The sequence below is a fragment of the Saccharopolyspora sp. NPDC000359 genome (assembly GCF_040300525.1).
Lineage (GTDB): Bacteria > Actinomycetota > Actinomycetes > Mycobacteriales > Pseudonocardiaceae > Saccharopolyspora.
This window is the reverse complement of the sequence record NZ_JBEPDU010000063.1, coordinates 20,857-39,469: the sequence shown is the minus strand read 5'-3', so window position 1 is coordinate 39,469 and position 18,613 is coordinate 20,857. Positions and strand designations below refer to the sequence as shown.

13 protein-coding genes and 2 pseudogenes are annotated in these 18,613 nt (G+C 71.5%); 8 read left to right on the top strand and 7 right to left on the bottom strand.

All coding sequences use genetic code 11. From position 1 onward, the window contains the following. Window positions 1-281 precede the first annotated feature (281 nt). Genes ABT324_RS29655 through ABT324_RS29645 form a run of 3 tightly spaced genes read left to right on the top strand, consistent with a single transcriptional unit; the run spans window position 282 to window position 3,977 of the window. Entirely contained in the window at window positions 282-1,535 is a 1,254-nt protein-coding gene (locus tag ABT324_RS29655; RefSeq protein ID WP_351184158.1) for an MFS transporter, read from the top strand. A 41-nt stretch (window positions 1,536-1,576) separates the two neighbouring features. Further along, window positions 1,577-3,004, top strand: a complete 1,428-nt coding sequence (locus tag ABT324_RS29650) for an Nramp family divalent metal transporter (protein ID WP_351184156.1) — start codon at window positions 1,577-1,579, stop codon at window positions 3,002-3,004. A gap of 28 nt (window positions 3,005-3,032) precedes the next feature. Beyond that, window positions 3,033-3,977: a LysR family transcriptional regulator gene (locus tag ABT324_RS29645; RefSeq protein WP_351184154.1), complete on the top strand. Its 945-nt coding sequence runs from the start codon at window positions 3,033-3,035 to the stop codon at window positions 3,975-3,977. Between the two features lie 40 nt (window positions 3,978-4,017). On the opposite strand, the gene ABT324_RS29640 is transcribed toward ABT324_RS29645, so the two are convergent. From ABT324_RS29640 to ABT324_RS29620, 5 genes and pseudogenes are all read right to left on the bottom strand, one after another. Further along, window positions 4,018-4,338 carry a response regulator transcription factor gene (locus tag ABT324_RS29640; protein WP_351184152.1) on the bottom strand — a complete coding sequence of 107 codons (321 nt, stop codon included), beginning with the start codon at window positions 4,336-4,338 and terminating at the stop codon, window positions 4,018-4,020. A 99-nt stretch (window positions 4,339-4,437) separates the two neighbouring features. Next, a pseudogene (locus ABT324_RS33455) lies at window positions 4,438-4,698 on the bottom strand (hypothetical protein); the annotation flags it as partial. A 348-nt stretch (window positions 4,699-5,046) separates the two neighbouring features. Continuing rightward, window positions 5,047-5,762 (bottom strand): annotated as a pseudogene (locus tag ABT324_RS33450) (ABC transporter ATP-binding protein); the annotation flags it as partial. A gap of 239 nt (window positions 5,763-6,001) precedes the next feature. Continuing rightward, window positions 6,002-7,564 (bottom strand): hydantoinase B/oxoprolinase family protein, encoded by a 1,563-nt coding sequence (locus tag ABT324_RS29625; RefSeq protein WP_351184146.1) that lies wholly within the window; start codon window positions 7,562-7,564, stop codon window positions 6,002-6,004. Then, window positions 7,561-9,513: a hydantoinase/oxoprolinase family protein gene (locus tag ABT324_RS29620; protein WP_351184144.1), complete on the bottom strand. Its 1,953-nt coding sequence runs from the start codon at window positions 9,511-9,513 to the stop codon at window positions 7,561-7,563. The genes ABT324_RS29625 and ABT324_RS29620 overlap by 4 nt, the downstream gene beginning before the upstream one ends. A gap of 453 nt (window positions 9,514-9,966) precedes the next feature. On the opposite strand from ABT324_RS29620, the gene ABT324_RS29615 reads away from it, so the two are divergent. Further along, window positions 9,967-11,175 (top strand): erythromycin esterase family protein, encoded by a 1,209-nt coding sequence (locus tag ABT324_RS29615; RefSeq protein ID WP_502949819.1) that lies wholly within the window; start codon window positions 9,967-9,969, stop codon window positions 11,173-11,175. A gap of 4 nt (window positions 11,176-11,179) precedes the next feature. On the opposite strand, the gene ABT324_RS29610 is transcribed toward ABT324_RS29615, so the two are convergent. Next, entirely contained in the window at window positions 11,180-12,160 is a 981-nt protein-coding gene (locus ABT324_RS29610) for a sugar-binding transcriptional regulator (RefSeq protein ID WP_351184142.1), read from the bottom strand. Window positions 12,161-12,279: 119 nt separating this feature from the next. Here ABT324_RS29610 and ABT324_RS29605 point away from each other — a divergent pair, with 119 nt between their 5' ends. Genes ABT324_RS29605 through ABT324_RS29590 form a run of 4 tightly spaced genes read left to right on the top strand, consistent with a single transcriptional unit; the run spans window position 12,280 to window position 16,367 of the window. Next, window positions 12,280-13,284 carry a zinc-dependent alcohol dehydrogenase family protein gene (locus ABT324_RS29605; RefSeq protein ID WP_351184140.1) on the top strand — a complete coding sequence of 335 codons (1,005 nt, stop codon included), beginning with the start codon at window positions 12,280-12,282 and terminating at the stop codon, window positions 13,282-13,284. Further along, on the top strand, window positions 13,274-14,617 hold the full coding sequence (locus tag ABT324_RS29600; protein ID WP_351184138.1) for an ABC transporter substrate-binding protein: 1,344 nt from the start codon (window positions 13,274-13,276) through the stop codon (window positions 14,615-14,617). The genes ABT324_RS29605 and ABT324_RS29600 overlap by 11 nt, the downstream gene beginning before the upstream one ends. Then, complete coding sequence (locus ABT324_RS29595) at window positions 14,614-15,546, top strand: carbohydrate ABC transporter permease (RefSeq protein WP_502949818.1); 933 nt, start codon at window positions 14,614-14,616, stop codon at window positions 15,544-15,546. Before ABT324_RS29600 ends, ABT324_RS29595 begins: the two co-directional genes overlap by 4 nt. Then, window positions 15,543-16,367, top strand: coding sequence for a carbohydrate ABC transporter permease (locus tag ABT324_RS29590; RefSeq protein WP_351184136.1), 825 nt, complete (start codon window positions 15,543-15,545; stop codon window positions 16,365-16,367). Before ABT324_RS29595 ends, ABT324_RS29590 begins: the two co-directional genes overlap by 4 nt. Before the next feature lie 57 nt (window positions 16,368-16,424). Here ABT324_RS29590 and ABT324_RS29585 read toward each other — a convergent pair whose 3' ends face one another. Next, window positions 16,425-18,353 (bottom strand): serine/threonine-protein kinase, encoded by a 1,929-nt coding sequence (locus ABT324_RS29585; RefSeq protein WP_351184134.1) that lies wholly within the window; start codon window positions 18,351-18,353, stop codon window positions 16,425-16,427. Window positions 18,354-18,613: the final 260 nt, after the last annotated feature.

Here is an 18,613-nt window from a genome sequence, read left to right as displayed (position 1 = left end):
GCGCGGAGGGCGAGCAGCGCGAGCTCCGACGCGGCGCGAAAGCCGCCCGGCAGCGCCGGGAGCGCGCGCAGCGCGACCGCGACGCGGTAGCGGAGCGGCTGCGGAGCGCGGAGGCGCGCTGAGCCATCCGCGGAGCGGATGGCGGGTATGCGCAAAGCGCGCTTCACCGGGGTGTGACGGCTGCTTATGGTCAAGCGCCGGATTCCGGCGGGTGATCTCGGACCGCGGTCGGAACCGGCACGTCAGGCCTGCTCAGGACACCGCCGTCCGGGGGAGATCGCATGAGGCCACCGCGGAGCGTCCGCCGGATGCGCGTGCTGCTGCTCGTCCTGCTGCTGCTCATCGGCGTCATCAACTACGTCGACCGCAGCACGTTGGCCATCGCCAACCACAGCGTGCAGGACGAGTTCGGCATCGGCCCGACCGAGATGGGGTTGCTGCTGTCGGTGTTCTCCTGGGCCTACGCCTTCGCGCAGCTGCCCGCCGGTGGGCTGCTCGACCGGTTCGGGCCGCGCAGGGTGCTCGGTGGCGGGCTGCTGCTGTGGTCGGTCGCGCAGGCGTTCAGCGGGATCGCCGCGAACTTCAAGCAGATGCTGGTCGGGCGGCTGGTCCTCGGGGTCGGTGAGGCCCCTGCCTTCCCCGGCGGGGCCAAGGTCGTCGCCGACTGGTTCCCGCGCGAATCCCGTGGGCTGCCGATCGGGCTGTTCAACACCGCGTCGACGCTGGCCCCGGCGATCGCGCCGCCGCTGCTGACCTGGCTGATGCTCAGCTACGGGTGGCGGGCCATGTTCGTGGTGGCCGGGGTCGCCGGGATCGTGCTGGCACTGGTGTGGTTCGCCGTGTACCGGGACCGCGGCCAGCTGTCCGCCGAAACCGAGCTGGCCCCGGAACCGGTGTCGCTGCGCGAGTGGCTGGGCCTGCTGCGGCACCGCAGCACCTGGGGCATGATGATCGGCTTCTCCGGGGTCATCTACTCCATCTACCTCTACCTGACCTGGCTGCCCGCCTACCTGGAGGGTGAGCGCGGTTTGAGCGTGGCCGACACCGGCCTGGCGCTCGTCGTGCCCTACCTGGCCGGAACCCTGGGCATGCTCTCCGGTGGCGGCGTCGGCGACCTGCTGGTGCGGCGCGGGGTGCCGACCATGGTCGCGCGGAAGGTGCCGATCTGCGCGGGACTGCTGCTCGGCGGGCTGTGCACGATCCCGGTCGCGCTCACCCCGAGCACCGCGCTCGCGCTGGTGTGCATCTCCGCCGCGCAGTTCTTCATGAACAACGCCAGCGCCGGAGCCTGGTCGCTGGCCACCACCGTCGGTGCCGAGCGCATCACCGCATCGTTGGGCAGCCTGCAGAACTTCGGCGGCTACTTCGGTGGTGCGTTCGCGCCGCTGATCACCGGGATCATCGTGGATCGGACGGGATCGTTCGTGCTCGCGCTGCTGGCGGCCAGCGGGATCGCCATCGCCGCCGCGCTGAGCTACGCGTTCCTGGTCGGCAGGCCGGTCGGCCTGGCCGAGGAGCCCGCGCCGGTGCGGTGACCCAGCACTGTCCACAGCAGACCGAAGACGGGGAGGGCCCGATGACCGAAGCGAACCCGACCGACCCGGCGAGAGCCTTCCCGGACAAGCACATCCCGCGACCGCAGGTGCGCGACCTGCCCGATCCACCGGCCCGGCAGTGGCGGCTGATCGGCCCCGGCATCGTCGCCGCCGGGGTCGGACTGGCCAGCGGCGAGTTCATCCTGTTCCCCCACATCACCTCGCAGGTCGGCCTGACCTTCGTGTGGGCCGCGCTACTGGGGCTGCTCACCCAGTACTTCCTGAACATGGAGATCGAGCGGTACACGCTGGCCACCGGGGAGACCGCGGTCACCGGGTTCAGCCGGTTGTGGAAGCACTGGGGGCTGGTCTTCGCGGTGCTGGCCTACTTCGCGAACCTGTGGCCCGCGTGGGCGACCAGCTCGGCCACCCTGTTCACCTACGCCTTCGGCGGCGACGTCGCGGTGGTGTCGGTGGTGATCCTCGTCGTGGTGGCGCTGGTCCTCACCCTGGCACCCGCCGTCTACACCGCGCTGGAGCGGGCGCAGATGCTCAAGGTCGCCGCCATCCTGGTGCTCATCGTGATCGGCTCGCTGTTCGTCCTCGGCAGCCGCACCTGGAGCGCGCTGCCCACGATCGTCACCGAACCGCGCTTCCCGGCGGCCGAGCTGGGGTTCGCCGTGCTGATGGGCGCGCTGGCCTTCGCCGGTGCCGGTGGTGGGCAGAACCTGGTGCAGAGCAACTGGATCCGGGACAAGGGCTTCGGCATGGGCCGTTACGTGCCGAAGATCGTCTCGCCGTTGACCGGGGAGACCGAGGCGCGCGGCCAGGCCGGGTTCATCTTCCCGGCCACCGAGGAGAACCTGGCCCGCTGGCGGGTGTGGTGGCGCTTCGCCAACAAGGAGCAGGCGCTGACCTTCGTGGCCATCACGTTCCTGTCCATCGTGTTCATGTCGCTGCTGGCGCACGCGACCACCTCCGGCTCCAGCGAGGCGTCCAACGACGTGTCGTTCCTGCGGGTCGAGGGCGAGGCGATGATGGCGGCTGCCGGGAGTTGGTTCGGCTACTTCTTCTGGATCGTCGGTGCGTTCTCGCTGTTCGCCGCGGCGCTGGGCATCGTCGACTACACCAGCAGGCTGGCCGCCGACGTGCTGAAGACCACCTACTTCCCGAACGCCTCGGAGAGCGCGATCTACGCGGTGCTGGTGTGGGGCCTGGTGCTGATCGGCATCGTCGTCGTCCTCGCCGGTCTCGGCCAGCCGCTGCTGCTGGCCACGATCGCGGCCTGCACCGGCGGGGTGATGATGTTCGTCTACTCCGGGTTGCTGATCGCCATCAACCGCACGATGCTGCCCGCCCCGATCCGCGTCCGCGGTTACCGGCTGGCGGCGCTGGTCTGGTCGATCCTGCTGTTCGGCGTGCTCGCGGTGCTGACGGTCCACCAGCAGCTGGACAAGGTGTTCGGCTGACCGCGATCATCGGTCCGGTGAGCACCGGGTGGTCGTGGTGAAGGCCGCGGAGGCGTACCGCTTCCGCCTCGACTGGTTCGTCAGCTTCGTGTCCGTGGTGGAGCACGGTGGCTTCTCCGCTGCGGCGCAGGCCCTGTACCGGTCGCAGTCGAGGATCAGCACGCACGTCGCCGAGCTGGAGCGGGCGCTGGGCGTGCGGCTGTTCGACCGGTCCCGCACGCCGGTGGAGCTCACCGCCGAAGGCCGTGAACTGCTGCCGCACGCCCGAGGAATGCTCCAGCACCTCCAGGCGGCCAGCGACAACGCGGTGCGCGCTGTGCAGCGCGTGCGCGGCAAGGTGCGCATCGGCGCCTACCCCAGCGCTGCGGCGCACCTGTTCCCGTACCTGTTCGAGCAGAGCGCGCAGCGGTACCCGGGCGTGGACCTCGTGCTGCGGGAAGGTGCGACGCTGGAGCTGGAAGCGGCGCTGCTCTCCGGGGACATCGACCTGGCCGTCCGCCCGGTCCTGCCCGTCCCGGCCAGCGACGCGCTGACCCACCAGCGGTTGTGGCAGGAACCCCTGGTCGCGGTCCTGCCCGGCGGGGAGGCCCCGGACGGGCCGTTGCGCCTGGCCGACCTCGCCACCCGCCCGCTGGTCACGGTGGGGGAGAACGGCGCCCGCGGCAACGACCACCTCGAACCCGCGCTGGTCTTCGAGCAGGCCGGTCTGGCACCGGACGTCGTCTTCCGCACCAACCAACCGCAGACCCTGATCGCCATGGTGCGCGGCGGGATCGCGGTCGGCGTGACCAACGCCCTGGCCACGACCCTGGCGAACACCGGAGGGGTGCACGTCGTCCCGATCGCCGACGCCACCCGGGGCCGAGAAGTCGCGCTGTGGTGGCGAACCGACCGAACCACCACCCGAGCTGGGGAAGCGGTCCACGCCCTCCTCGCCGAAGCCCCGCCCCCGGAGCTGGACCTCCACCCCTGACGCGCTTTCCCGGAATCGCACTGTTTCCCGGAGTTCGTGGTCACCGCTGGTGCCGGAGCTCGTATGCGAGGATCACCGCGTGGACCCGGTCGCGGAGCCGCAGCTTGGCGAAGATCCGGTTCACGTGGGTCTTCACCGTCGCCGGGGAGAGGTGGAGGGCTTCGCAGATCTCGGTGTTCGACAGCCCGGCGGCGATGGAGAGGAACACCTCGCGCTCCCGCGGGCTGAGCTGGTCGAGCACGCGGGACTCCGCGCTCAGCACGGGTGCCGCTGGCGGTGAGGTGTGCGTCGTGTAGTGGTCGACGAGCTGCTTGGTGATGCGGGGCTCGACCACGGCCTCCCCGGCGTGGACCGTGCGCACGGCCTCGCGCAGCTGGTCGGGGGGTGGTGCTCTTGAGCAGGAAGGCGCTGGCCCCGGCCTCGAGCCCGCCGAAGGCGTACTCGTCGATGTCGAAGGTCGTCAGCACGATGACGCGGAGACCTGGCGGAGGCTCGCCGCGGCGCTGAGCATGGCGACCACGACCACTCCGAGCACCAAGACGACGACGAGGGCCGGGGGGAGCCAGGCTCGGGCGGGCCCGAGTGGCTGCCCTGCCACGGGAACCAGGGCCAGCGCCGGGGCGATGGGGGCTGCGAGGAGCGTTCCCAACACGGCGCCTGCGGCGGCGAGCCCCCCGGCCTCGACGAGCGCGACCCCGCGCACCCACGCGGGAGAGGCGCCCACCAGGCGCAGCGTCGCCAGGCGGTCCTCCCGGCGTCGAGCCGAAAGACGTGCTGCGGCACCGCCGAGGGTGCTGGCGGGCACCACCAGGACCGCGAGCATCGCCACGGCCAGGATCCGGTACTGGCCGAAGCCACCGGGGTCAGGGGCGGCCCAGAAAGCCCTGGCCACGGTCATCGCGCCGATCACGATGGCGGTGACCGCGGCGAAGGCCACGATGGGCAGGCCCGTGCCCGAAAGGTCGGTGCGGGCGGGCCGCACGAGCATCCACAGCGCCCTGCCCTTGCCGGTGCGGCGTGAGCTGCTCATCGCGCCACCCCCCCGGCTCCGGCCTGCGCGCGACTCGACAATTCGCCCGTCGCGCAGGCGCAGCACGCGCGAGCACCGCCTCGCGACGTCCTCGTCGTGCGTGACGATGACCAGCGCCTTGCCCTGCTCGGAGGTCGCCTGCAGCAGCACGCCCAGCACTTCGGATGCGGTCCGGGAGTCCAGCGCCCCCGTCGGCTCGTCCGCGAAGACCACCCGGGCGCTGGTCGCGCGGGCGCGCGCGATCGCCACGCGCTGCGCCTGCCCGCCCGAGAGCTGGCCGATCCTGCGGTCGCCGAGCCCCGCTAGTCCCAGTTCGCCGAGCAGCTCGACCGCCGTCCGCCGAGCCGCGGGCCCCGGTGTTCCCGCCAGCAGCAGCGGCGTCATCACGTTCTCGGCCGCCGTCAGCTCAGGGATCAGCATGCCTGCTGGAACACGAAGCCGAACTGGCGCAGGCGCAGTTCGGAGCGTTCCCGCTCCGAGAGCCCGGAAACCTCGGTGGTGCCGTTGTCCGCCCGCAGGAACACCTCGCCCTCGTCGGGGCCGATGATGCCCGCCACGGCGTGCAGCAGCGTGCTCTTGCCGGAACCGGACGAGCCCATGACCGCCACCGACTCACCGTCGCGGATGTCCAGGTCGACACCGTCCAGGGCGATCGTCCTGCCGTACCTGACCCGCAGCCCACGGGCCGACAACCGCGGTCGAGCCACGTCGAGGGAGACGGACGACAGGGGCGGAGTGCGCGGATCGGAGACCATGACCCGAAGCTATGGGCGAACGGGTTCCCGGCGATACCAACCTGGGGTTGATATTGCTGGCGCGGGGGGTTCCGAGGCGACCCGGTAACCGCGATCCCAATGGGGACAGACGCCGGACCTCCATCGAATTCGGCCCGGGAACCGGCGGCGGGAAGCCTCCGGCCGCTGGGGTCGGAGGCTCCGCTGGGCCGGGGGTGCGAATGCTCCACGTGCCAGCGCGGAGCGCCCGGTCCGCACCCTCAGGGTAACCCCTGCTCGGGACTTCCCCAGCCGCCTCCACCTGGGGTTTCGATGCGGATCCGGTCCCCGCGGCGCAACGGCCAGGTGCCCTTCGCGGGGAGCACCTCCTCGGTGCCGTCGGCCCGGACCAGGACGTTGCGACCCACCTCGCCGGGCTGGCCGCCACGGGCACCCCAGGGGGCTTGGCTCCGGCGCTCGGACTGGATGGTCAGGGTGCAGTCGGCCAGGGCTTCGAGCTCGCGCACCAGGCCCTCGCCGCCGGGGTGGCGGCCCGCGCCGCCGGAGGACGGGCGCAGCTCGTAGCGCCGAACCCGCAGCGGGTAGCCGAGTTCGACCGCTTCGGCCGGGGTGTTCCAGGTGTTCGTCATGCCCGTGTGCACGCCGGACATGCCTGGCCGGTCGGGGGTTCCGCCTTCACCGCCGCCGAGCGTCTCGTAGTAGCTGAACGCCGGGTCGCTGCCGCCGATGAGCAGGTTGTTCATGGTCCCCTGGCTGGCCGCGGGCACGCGGTCCGGGATGGCCTGGGCGAACGCGCCGAGCAGGACGTCGACGATGCGCTGGCTGGTCTCGACGTTGCCCGCCGCCGTCGGGGCCGGGAACGTCGGGTTGACCACGGTGCCCTCGGGTGCGGTCACGTGCAGCGCCCGGTAGCAGCCCGCGTTGGGCGGCGCGTCGGGGTCGGTGAGCATCCGCAGCACGAACATCGACGCCGACAGCGTCACCGCGAGCACCGCGTTGCAGTTCACCGGGATCTGCCGGGCGCTGCCGGTGAAGTCGATCGACACCTCGTCGCCGTCGACGGTCACCGCCGCCCGGATCGGCACCCCGTCGCCGATCTCCAGCACGTCCTCGCACCGGTAGCAGCCGTCGGGGATCTCGCGGATCGCCGCGCGCACCCGGCGGTCGGAGTAGTCGCACACCGCCGACATCGCCGCGCGCAGCCGCGCCGAGCCCATCCGGTGGGCGAGTTCGCGCATCCGCACCGCGCCGACGTGGTTGGCCGCGAACTGGGCGCGCAGGTCGCCGCGCCGCTCGCCGGGGGTGCGCGAGTTGGCCGCGATCAGGCGCACGACGTCCTCGCGCTCCCCGGTGGCGTCCGCGATGCGCACGGGCGGGATCCGCACCCCCTCCGCCGCGATCTCGGTGGCGGAGGCTGGCATGGAACCCGGCGCCGCGCCGCCGACGTCGGCGTGGTGGGCGCGGTTGGCCACGTAGCCCAGCAGCCGGTCGCCATAACCGACCGCGGCGACGATCGTCAGGTCCGGCAGGTGCGTGCCACCCAGGTACGGGTCGTTGACGCACACCTGCGCGCCCGGTTCGAGCTGCCCGCAGGTGTCCAGCACCGCGCGGACGCTGGCGGGCATCGCGCCGAGGTGCACCGGGATGTGCTCGGCCTGCGCGACCATCTCGCCGTCGGCGTCGAACACCGCGGCCGAGCAGTCGGCGCGCTCCTTGATGTTGGGAGAGTAGGCGGCGCGGCGCAGGGCCACGCCCATCTCGTCGGCCACGCCGGCCAGGGCGTGCCGGAAGACCTCCAGCTCCACTGCGGACAGTTCGGTCATGCCAACCGCACCACCAGGTTCTCCGTCTCGTCCACGACCGCCACCTCGCCGTCGCCGAGCAGCGTCGTGGTGTCCGGTTGCTCGACCAGCGCCGGGCCGGTGACCTCGTCGCCCGGCCGCAGCCCGGCGCGCGGAAGCACGCGGGCGCGCACGGTCCGGTCGCCGATGCCGATCTCGCGATCCGGCTTGGGCTCCGCGCTGCCCTGGTCCCAGTTCCCGGGAGGGTCGGTGAGCACCGGCGCGCCCCGGGCGACGACCCGCAGCGTCACCACCTCGACCCGCTCGTCGCGGATCTCGTAGCCGTAGGCCGCGCGGTGCGCGGCGTGCAGCAGCTCGGCGGCCCCGGTCTCGTCGACGACGTCGATCCGCAGCTCGTGCGACTGGCCCGCGTAGCGCATGTCGGCCACTTTGGACAGTGCGATGCCCGTGGCCACGCCTTGCTTCTCAAGCTCGTCGTGCGCCTCCGCGGCGAGCTCCGACCAGGTCCGGGACAGGTCGTCGCCCGCGTCGGCCAGCACTGTTCGCGAGGCTTCGTAGCGGGGTGGCGCCAGCAGCAGCCCGAGCGCGCTGAGCACCCCCGGGGCCGGGGGGACCACGACGGCAGGGCAACCGAGCTCGCGCGCCAGCGCGGTCGCGTGCAGCGGCCCCGCCCCGCCGTAGGCGACCAGCGCCAGCCCGGCCGGGTCGACACCGCGCTCGGTGCTGACCTTGCGCAGCGCCCGCGCCATGGTCGCCCGGACCACCGCCAGCACGCCCGCCGCCGACTCCGGCAACCCGTCCAGCGCGCGCCGCGCCGCGTCGACGTCCAGGCGCAGCCCGCCACCGAGCTCCCGGGCCGGATCCAGGTGCCCCAGCGCGCAGTGCGCATCGGTCACGGTCGGCTCCCGACCACCAGCCCCGTAGCAAGCGGGCCCGGGATCGGCCCCGGCGGACTGCGGGCCGACCCGCAGCGCACCACCAGCGTCGACCCACGCGATCGAACCACCCCCAGCACCCACCGTGTGGATCCCGACCGCAGGGGTGCGGAACGGCAACCCGGCGATCTCCGAAGCGGTGGCGACCTCGGGGTGCCCGTCGCGGATCAGGCAGACGTCGGTGGAGGTGCCGCCCATGTCGAAGGCGATCGCGTCGGCGAACCCGGCCGAGCGGGCCACCGCCCCAGCCGCCACCACGCCTGCGGCCGGACCGGACAGCAGGGTGTGCACGGGGGAGGTGGCGGCGAAGTCCACGCTCGCGGTGCCGCCGCCGGAGGTCATCACGGTGATGGTCGGCTCCGGCAGCCGGGCGGTCAGGTCGGACAGGTAGCGGTGCATGACCGGTTCGATCGCCGCGTTGAGCACGCAGGTCGACGCCCGCTCGAACTCGCGGAATTCCGGCAGCAGCGCGCTGGAGCGGGTGATCGGAACTCCCAGCTCGGCCAGCGCTGAGCACAACCGCCGCTCGTGGTCGTCACACGCGTAGGCGAACAGCAGGCTCACCGCGATCGACTCGGGTTCGAGCGCGCGCACGGCGGCAACCACACGTTCGACCTCGGTGTCGGTGAGCGCGGTGACCGGCTCGCCATCCGGGCCCATCCGCTCCTCGACGGTGACCACCAGCTCACGCGGGATGAGCGGATCAGGCTTGGTGGCCGAGAGGTCGTAGAGCGCGGGGCGGTTCTGGCGGGCGATGTGCAGCACGTCCGTGAAGCCCGCGGTGGTGACGAGGACCGTGCGGGCGATCTTGCGTTCCAGGACGGCGTTGGTGGCGGTGGTGCTGCCGTGCGGGAGCAGCCTCGGGCTGCCGTGGGGGAGGCCTTCCGCCACGCCTCGTTCGACGCCTTGGGCGGGGTTGGTGGGGGTGGAGGGGACTTTCACGGCCTTCGGGCGCCGGTCGGGGGCGTGCACGACGACGTCGGTGAACGTGCCCCCGACGTCCACCCCGGCGTGTGGTCCTGACCCGTTCGGCATCAGGGTTCATCGTCGCTCAGGTGGGGGGTGTTGGCAGGGGGTGTGGGCCTTGGGGGTGGTGGTACTGGGGGGTTGGGAAGGAGGTCCCGTTGCGTGCGGGGCTGGTGAAATTCGAAGCTGTGGGTGGTTGCGTTGTGGTGTGCAGCGATTGCAATCGAAATCGCCGTCGTTCTCGGCGGATCATGCGGTGGCGAGGTGAGGCAACCTCACTCGAAATCACGTGAGGTTCGGCGCCCATCGCATGGCCGTGGTGCCGGTGTCTGAGGTTTTCGGTGGGTTATCTGGTTGGGCGCGCGACTCCTGTGCGCGGTGGTCCTGTGGTCGCGGTGCACCTCGTAGCGATGAGCTGGGTGGGGTTCCGAGGTGCGGGTTCGGCTTCCAGGTGTTGCGGGGGTGGCGAAATGTGTTGCGGGGGTGGGGTTGGTTGGGGGAGTGTTCAGGTTCTGGGCTGCTGTGGACCTTGGAGCTGTGGTGGAGTTGTCCGGTTGTGACCGTCGGGCTTTCGGGCTTTCGGCGTTCGGGGATGTGGTGGGGGATGCTCGGGTTGTTGCTGTTGGGGAGAACAACCACTACATCCGTGAGTTCGGCCTGTTGCGTTCGGAGGTCGTTCGGTTCCTCGTTGGGGAGCTCGGTTTCGGGGTCGTTGCGCTCGAGTCGGGGTTCGCCGAGGGGTTGCTGGTCGATGCTTGGATCAACGGCGGGGCCGGGGAGCTGGAGTCGGTCGCTCGGGACGGGTTCACCTTCCGGCACGGGGATGCCGTCGAGGTCCAGGAGCTGGTTCGCTGGTTGCGCGAGCACAACTCGGCCGGTGGGCGGGTTCGGTTCGCCGGGGTGGACGTGCCTGGGTCGGGTGGGTCCGTGCTGCCCGCGCTGCGGCCGGTGCGCGCGTACCTGGGCGAGCACGCGCCCGAGCACGTGCACCTCGTCGACGCGGCCATGTCGGCCGCGCAGCCGTACGCCTCGGCCAACAATGGCGTCGCTCCCGCCAAGTACGCCGAGCTCAGCGCTGCGGAGCGGGACGCGGCCACCGCCGCTCTGACCCGCTTGCTGCTCCGGATGGACTCGCTGCCGCGTCGCGGGCCGGAGCACCTCGTCGCTCGGCACCACGCGCTGGGGGCGCTCCGGCTGGACGAGCACCTGCGCGAGCTCGTCGAGCTCGGCCAGCCGGAGCCGCCCCCGGTCACCTCGTCCTCCCGCGACGTCTACGCGGCCGAGACCACGCGCCTGCTGCGCGAGCTGCACGGGAGGGACCAGCGGATCGTCGTGCTGGCGCACAACCTGCACGTCCAGCGCGTTCCGATGCAGCTGGTACCCGGCGTCCAGGCCTGGTCGCTGGGCAGCTACCTGGCGGCGGAGTTCGGGGCCGACTACCGCGCCATCGGGGTCACCGCGCACGCCGGGACCACCGCGGACATGCACCTGGACGACCAGGCGCGGTTGGGGATCGGGGTGCGCGCTCGGCCGTTGGAGCCGGTCGCCGAGGGCAGCGTGGAGCAGGCTGTCGGCGGGGCGGAGCCCGTGCTGCTCGACCTGCGGTCGGCCACCACCGGGCCCACCTCCATCCGGCACGTGACCACCACGCTGCCGCTGGACGTGGCCGCGGCGTTCGACGCGGTGGTCTGCCTGCCCGAGGTGCGGCCCAGCTCGTTCGTGCTCGACTGAGGCCTCAGGGCAGCGGCCGGTCGGCGACCAGCTCCAGCAGGACGTCGGCCACCTGGGCGTCGGTGATCAGCGTGGTCACCACGCCGGAGCGCAGGACCGCGTCGATCGCCCGCGCCTTCGGGACCGTGTAGCCCAGGGCGATCACCTCCGGGATCTGGCGGAGCTGGTCGTGCTGGATCGCCAGCACGTGGTGGGCCAGGCCCGTCGACAGCGCGCGGCCCTCCGCGTCGAACAGGCGGGCCGCGATCTCCGCCGTCGCGCCGCGCGCCTGGATGGCGTCGCGCTCCGGTTGGCCGAGGGCGTCGTAGACGGTCGACTCGTCCGGGCGCCACGCGCCGATGCTGACCACCGCCTTGGTCAGGTGGCGGAACTGGTCGAAGGTCTCGGCGATGCCCGGCTGGTTGCGCAGGATCTCCGTGGTGCGGCGGTCCGGCAGCACCAGCGGGCCGTAGATCGGGTAGGCGGGACCGCCCGAGATGTCGGCCAGGCGGCCCACCGTCTCCACCGAGCGGTCGCGCATGTCCATGCCCGCCTGCACCCCGCAGAGCTGCACGATCGGGCACTTCGGCAGTGTGCTGACCGCATCTGCCATAGCGTTGACCGAGCGCGCCCAGGACAGGCCGATCACGTCGTCCGCGGTGGCCGTCTCGCCCAGCAGCTCGGCTGCCAGGGAGCCGATCCGGCGGCGCAGTTCCGGGCGCTCGGCCTTCGACTGCGCTCGATTGAGCACCAGGACCCGGCGCAGCCGGTAGCTGGTCCGCACCGCCTCGGACAGGTCCAGGTCGATCGGCACCGGCAAGTCGAACTCGACCCGAACCAGGCCCGATTCCTGTGCTGCGGCGAGGATTCGCGCCACCTTGAAGCGGCTGATCCCGAACTCCTGGGCGATCTCCAGCTTGGCCCGGCCCTGGACGAAGAACCGGTGCGCGATGGAAGCCGCCGTGACCGGGTCGGTCAGCTTCGATCGGGTCTGTCCTGCGCTCATATGAGCATCCTAGAGGTGAAATGTTGACGTAACGCGCAGGATCATCCTTCAATGCTCCGCGAGTTGCCAGAACTAACGGCCTGCTGTGCTCATATGAGCAGGTCTGCGGAAGGGGTGTCATGCGCGCCGCGATCATCGACCAACCCGGTTCGATCAGGGTGGGTGAGGTGCCGGACCCGAAACCCGGCGACGGGCAGCTGGTGATCGCGGTCGGGGCGTGCGGCATCTGCGGCACCGACCTGCACATCGCCGACGGGCACTTCCCGCCCACGCCCTACCCGATCGTGCCGGGGCACGAGTTCGCCGGTGAGGTCGTCGAACTCGGTGCCGACGTGCCCGGTGGCTGGAAGGTCGGCGACCGGGTCGCGGTCGACCCCTCGCTGTTCTGCGGCTACTGCACGCCCTGCCGCTCCGGGCACGGGAACCTGTGCGCGAACTGGAACGCCACCGGCGACACCGTCGACGGGGCCTTCGCCGAGTACGTGGCGATCCCCGCCAGCACCGCCTACCGGATGCCCGACTCCATGACCTGGCAGCAGGGCGCGCTGGTCGAGCCGGTGTCGTGCGCGGTGCACGGCGTGCGGCAGATCGGCGTCGAGGCGGGGGAGCGGTTCCTCGTGGTCGGCGCGGGCACGATGGGGCTGCTGATGCAGCAGCTGCTGCAGCGCGGCGGCGCCCACGTCTCCGTGGTCGACCGCAACGCCGCCCGCCTGGAGCGCGCCACGAAGCTCGGCGCGGTCGCGGTGAGCACCGACGTCGCCGAACTCGACCAGCGCTTCGACGCCGCGGTGGACTGCACCGGGGCCGCGCCCGCGATCGAGGCGGCCTTCGACGCGCTGCGCCGGGGCGGTCGGCTGCTGGTGTTCGGCGTCGCACCGGCCGAGGCGCGGATCTCCCTGTCCCCGTTCCGCATCTACAACGACGAGATCAAGATCGTGGGCTCGATGGCGGTGCTGCACAGCTACGGGGCGGCACTGGACCTGGTCGCCTCCGGCGCCGTGGACACCGACTCGCTGCTCACCGACACCCTGCCGCTGGAGGAGTTCCCCGCCGCGCTGGACCTGATGCGCAGCGGTGCCGGGCTGAAGGTGCAGGTCCTGCCAGGAGGCGTTGATGCGAAGTAGAGCCAAGCTGGCCGTGCTCGCGGTCGTCGCACTGCTCCTCAGCGGGTGCGCGGGAGCGGGCGCGCTGGGCTCGGGTGGCCGGACGCTGGTCGTGGCCATCGTGTCCAACCCGCAGATGGAGGACGCCATCGCGCTGTCCGACCAGTTCGAGCGGGACAACCCGGGCATCAGGTTGAAGTTCGTGCAGCTGCCGGAGAACCAGGCGCGCGCGAAGATCACCGCCTCGACCGCCACCGGGGGTGGCGAGTTCGACGTGGTGATGATCAGCAACTACGAGACCCCGCAGTGGGCGGCCAACGGGTGGCTGGAGAACCTGCAGCCCTACATCGACGCCAGCGAGGGCTACGACCCCGACGACTTCATCCCCAGCATCCGCGAGTCGCTGTCCCACGAGGGTTCGATGTACGCGGTGCCGTTCTACGGCGAGTCCTCGTTCCTGGCCTACCGCAAGGACCTGTTCGCCAAGGCGGGCCTGACCATGCCCGAACAGCCCACCTGGCAGCAGATCGCCGACTTCGCCGCCCGGCTGGACGACAAGGAGGCCGGCGTGTCCGGGATCTGCCTGCGCGGCAAGCCCGGCTGGGGTGAGAGCCTGGCGCCGTTCAGCACGGTGGCCAACACCTTCGGCGCCCGCTGGTTCGACGAGGACTGGAACGCCCAGCTGACCTCGCCGGAGTTCCGCGCCGCCGCCCAGTTCTACGTCGACCTGGTGCGCCAGCACGGCGAGGTCGGCGCGTCCAGTGCGGGCTTCACCGAGTGCGGCACGCGCTACGGCCAGGGCGAGGCGGCCATGTGGTACGACGCCACCGTCATGGCGGGCACCAACGAGGACCCGGCCAGCAGCGAGGTCGTCGGCAAGTCCGGCTACGTGGCCGCCCCGGTCATGCGCACCGAGACCAGCGGCTGGCTCTACACCTGGTCGCTGGCCATGCCCAAGGTCGCCAAGGACAAGGACGCCGCGTGGCGGTTCATGCGCTGGATGACCGACAAGGACTTCGTGCGCACGGTGGGCACCACCTTCGGCTGGAACCGGGTGCCGCCGGGGTGCCGCCTGTCGACCTACGAGATCCCGGAGTACCAGGAGGCCGCGCGCGCCTACGCCCCGGCGACGCTGGCCGGGATCGACAGCGCGAACCAGCGCAACACGATGCTGCACCCGGTGCCCTACCCGGGCATCCAGTTCGTCGGCATCCCCGAGTTCCAGGACCTCGGGACCCGGGTGAGCCAGCAGCTGTCGGCGGCCATCGCCGGGCAGATCTCGGTGGACGAGGCGCTGCAGCAGTCCCAGGAATACGCCGAATCCGTCGGTGCGGCCTACCGGGAGACCAGATGACGCAGACGGCCACCCCGCCCACCGCGGTCGCCCCGGTGGCGGCCCGGAAGCCAGCAAGGAAGTGGTCGCGCGAGGCGTGGCTGCGCCGCGCGCCGCTGATGCCCGCGCTGCTGTTCACCATCCTCGTCACGCAGATCCCGTTCCTGCTGACGGTGTTCTACTCGTTCCAGTCCTGGAACCTGGTGCGCCCGGGGTCGCGGCACTTCGTCGGCCTGCGCAACTACATCGACGTGTTCGCCGACAGCCAGTTCCGCGGCGCGATGCTCAACACGGTGCTGCTGACGGTGGTGTGCGTGCTGGTGGCGATGCTGCTGGGCCTCGGCCTGGCCCTGCTGCTGGACCGCCAGTTCCTGGGCCGCAGCGTGGTGCGCACGCTGCTGATCACCCCGTTCCTCATCCTGCCCGCGGCCGGTGCGCTGCTGTGGAAGACCACGATGTTCGACCCGACCTACGGCCTGCTGAACTTCGCGTTCGGCACCCGGATCGACTGGCTCTCGCAGTTCCCGCTGGCCTCGGTGATGGCGCAGGTCATCTGGCAGTGGACGCCGTTCATGATGCTGCTGATCCTGGCGGGCCTGCAGGCCCAGTCCAAGGAGGTGCTGGAGGCGGCGGCGGTCGACGGCGCGGGCCGGTGGCGGACCTTCGCCTCGATCACCCTGCCGCAGCTGGGCCGCTACCTGCAGCTGGCCGTGCTGCTCGGCGCGATCTACATCGTCAACAGCTTCGACGCGATCTACCTGATGACCCAGGGTGGCCCGGGCACCGCGAGCACCAACCTGCCGTTCTACATCTACCAGCGGGCCTTCGAGGGTTTCGACGTCGGGCAGTCCTCGGCGATGGGCGTGATCGTGGTGGTGCTGACCCTGGTCGTGGCGACTTTCGCGCTGCGCTTGATGTTCCGGACCTTCGGCGTGAGCGAGGTGCGATGATGCGTGCGGGCAACCCCCTCGGCCGCTGGGCGCTGACGGCGCTGACCTGGCTGGTCGCGATCCTGTTCGTGTTCCCCGTGCTGTGGATGGTGCTGACCTCCTTCAAGCAGGAGGGCGACGCCTACACCAACCCGCCGAAGCTGGTGTTCACCCCGACGCTGGAGCAGTTCGCCGGTGTCCTGGAGCGCGGCTTCCTGCCGTACCTGGCGAACTCGGCGTTCGTGACGGTGGTGTCCACGCTGCTGGTGCTGCTGCTGGCGGTGCCCGCGGCGTACGTGCTGTCCATCTCGGCGGTGCCCGGGACGCGGGACGCGCTGGGCTTCTTCCTGTCCACGAAGATGCTGCCGATCGTCGCGGCGATCATCCCGCTGTACGTGATCTCGCAGAACCTCAAGCTGCTGGACAACGTCTGGGCGCTGGTGGTCCTCTACACCGCGATGAACCTCCCGCTGGCGATCTGGATGATGCGCTCGTTCTTCCTGGAGGTCCCCAAGGAGATGGTGGAGGCGGGGCGGATCGACGGCGCGAAGCTGCCGACGCTGCTGTTCCGCGTGGTGCTCCCGGTGGTCGCCCCCGGCATCGCGGCCACCGCGCTGATCTGCGTGATCTTCTCCTGGACGGAGTTCTTCTACGCGGTCAACCTGACCGCGGCGCAGGCCGGGACGGTGCCGGTCTTCCTGGTCGGCTTCATCACCAGCGAGGGACTCTACTGGGCGCAGCTGAGCGCGGCGGCCTTCCTGGCCTCGCTGCCGGTGATGATCATCGGCTGGGCGGCGCAGAACCACCTCGTCCGCGGCCTGTCCATGGGCGCGGTGAAGTAGCGAGCGGCAGCAGCAGCGCCCGCCCGGTGGACGATCCGGGCGGGCGCTGCGCCGCGTTCAGTAGTTGTGCGTGCCGACGGCGCTGCGGGCCGCGCTGCCCGCCGACTGCAGCGCCGGGTCGCCGGAGTCGTCCCCGCGCAGGTCGACGTGCTTGGACTGGGCGACGACGACGTACCGGTGGTCCTGGCCGATGTACTGCCACTCGTCGGCGTTGTCGACGTCCCCGTCGCACACCCCCGCGCCGCGGCCGGAGTTCGGGTCCCAGCAGCCGAGGTCCAGGTAGCCCATCGCGTCGAACTGGTCCTCCACCGTGGAGGCGGTGGTGGAGTCGGGGAACGGGAAGACCCAGACCGTGGTGATGATCCGCACGTCGTCGTCGACGTAGTTGGCCACCAGCATCTCCGCGCAGCCGTGCTCGGAGAGCACCGACCAGACCTCGTCGGACACCGAATCGGAGCACCCGTTGGTGGAACCGGCCTCGTAGGTGTGCCGGGTGCCGGAGTCGTCGGTGAACTCGTCCGGCATGAACGCGTCCAGGGTGAACGGCGTGCTGTCGGTCGCGACGTCGTCGAGCGCGGCGGAATCGGGGTTGGTCACCGCCCCGGTCGTCGAGTCCTCGACGGAGGACGGTTCCGGCTCGGCGGAGTCCGACGTGGTGGTCGCCGCGGTCGGCGGCGGTGCGCTCATGCGGTGGTCCGGAGTGGGAACGCCGTGGAGCACGACGACCAGGACCAGGGCGACCACCGCAGCCACGCCGAGGACTCCGCCGAGGACGGGGAGCCACGGCAGGGGTTTGGTCGGTGGAGTGGGGGCCTGCCCGGGGAACAGGTGGGGCGTGGCGTGCGTGGTGCCCGGGGCAGGTGCTGAGGCGGTGGCTGGCGGTATGGGTGTGTGCCCGGCCAGCGTCGCCGGTGGGATGGGCGCGGACGGTGTTGGGGGTCCGGACAGCGTGGCGGGGGCGGCCGGTGTTGGCGGCCCGACCAGCGTGGCCGGAGGGGTGGACGGCGCGGCCGGTCCCGAGGGCATGGGTCCGGACGGTGTTGGCGGTCCCACCAGCGTGGCGGGGCGGGACGAGAGGTCCTGCCCGGCCAGCGGGTCGACCCGGGTCGCGGCGGTGGTGGCCGTCCGGCGCTCGTCGATCATGCTGATGACTTCCGCGGGCAGCCAGCGGGTCCGGTCGCCGGTCAGGTCGGCGAGGGAGTCGAGCAGCTGCTGCGCCGAGGGCCGGTCGGCCGGGTCCTTGGCGAGGCAGGTGCTGATGACGCGGGCGAGCTGGCCGGGCAGCTGGTCGAGCCCGGACAGGTCGGGCTCCTCGTGCACGACGCGGTACAGGATCGCCTGGGACTGCCCGGCGCCGAACGGGCCGCGCCCGGTCGCGGCGAACACCAGCAAGGAACCCAGCGCGAACACGTCGGACGGTGCGCCCACCGGCGCACCCGTCACCTGCTCGGGTGACATGAACGCGGGCGTGCCGAGGACCTCCGCGGTGTGCGCCTCGTCCATCGCCCGCGCGATGCCGAAGTCGATCACCCGCGGCCCGTCCTCGGCCAGGATCACGTTGCTGGGCTTGAGGTCGCGGTGCACCACCTCGCAGGCGTGGATGGCGCCGAGCCCCTCGGCCAGGCCCGCCCCGAGCGAGCTGATCGCCGACGGCGGCAGCGGCCCCTGCTCCTTCACCGCCTCGTGCAGCGTGGGACCGGAGATGTAGGCGGTGACCAGCCACGGCGACTCGGCGTCGGGGTCGGCGTCGACCACCGGCGCGGTGTAGAAGCCCGCCACGGCGCGCGCGGCGGTGACCTCCCGCGCGAACCGGCGCCGGAAGTCCGGGTCGTCGCCGAGCTCCGGCCGCACCACCTTCACCGCGACCAGCCGCCCACCACGGGACACGCCGAGGTACACCCGCCCCATCCCGCCGCGACCCAACCGGTTCAGCAGGCGGTACGTCCCCACCTCGGACGGATCGTCCGGCAGCAGAGCTCCCAGCAAGGACTGCCCCCTCACACAACGCAACCGCACCAACCAGTGCTGATCATGGCACCCGGGCCCCACCCCCACCCCGGATTTCGGCGGAATTGGTGGGAAAACCGGGTACTGCTCGCCCTGAGTGGTGACCGTCACGTGGGTGTCTTGGCGACTTGGGACGAAGGTCCTGGCCACGGAGCGTGCTTGTTCGGCATGCTGGCTGTAGTCGCCCAGTCCTGGTCGGGGCAGTCCGGGCGGCTTCCGTGCCTTTCTGCGAGGAGTAC

Excerpts from the sequence above, each read along its gene's own strand:
- ABT324_RS29655 (WP_351184158.1), top strand. The coding sequence starts at position 282 with ATGAGGCCACCGCGGAGCGTCCGCCGGATGCGCGTGCTGCTGCTCGTC.
- ABT324_RS29605 (WP_351184140.1), top strand. The coding sequence starts at position 12,280 with ATGCGCGCCGCGATCATCGACCAACCCGGTTCGATCAGGGTGGGTGAG.
- ABT324_RS29600 (WP_351184138.1), top strand. The coding sequence starts at position 13,274 with ATGCGAAGTAGAGCCAAGCTGGCCGTGCTCGCGGTCGTCGCACTGCTC.
- ABT324_RS29590 (WP_351184136.1), top strand. The coding sequence starts at position 15,543 with ATGATGCGTGCGGGCAACCCCCTCGGCCGCTGGGCGCTGACGGCGCTG.
- ABT324_RS29620 (WP_351184144.1), bottom strand. The coding sequence starts at position 9,513 with ATGCCGAACGGGTCAGGACCACACGCCGGGGTGGACGTCGGGGGCACG.
- ABT324_RS29595 (WP_502949818.1), top strand. The coding sequence starts at position 14,614 with ATGACGCAGACGGCCACCCCGCCCACCGCGGTCGCCCCGGTGGCGGCC.
- ABT324_RS29650 (WP_351184156.1), top strand. The coding sequence starts at position 1,577 with ATGACCGAAGCGAACCCGACCGACCCGGCGAGAGCCTTCCCGGACAAG.
- ABT324_RS29610 (WP_351184142.1), bottom strand. The coding sequence starts at position 12,160 with ATGAGCGCAGGACAGACCCGATCGAAGCTGACCGACCCGGTCACGGCG.
- ABT324_RS29625 (WP_351184146.1), bottom strand. The coding sequence starts at position 7,564 with ATGACCGAACTGTCCGCAGTGGAGCTGGAGGTCTTCCGGCACGCCCTG.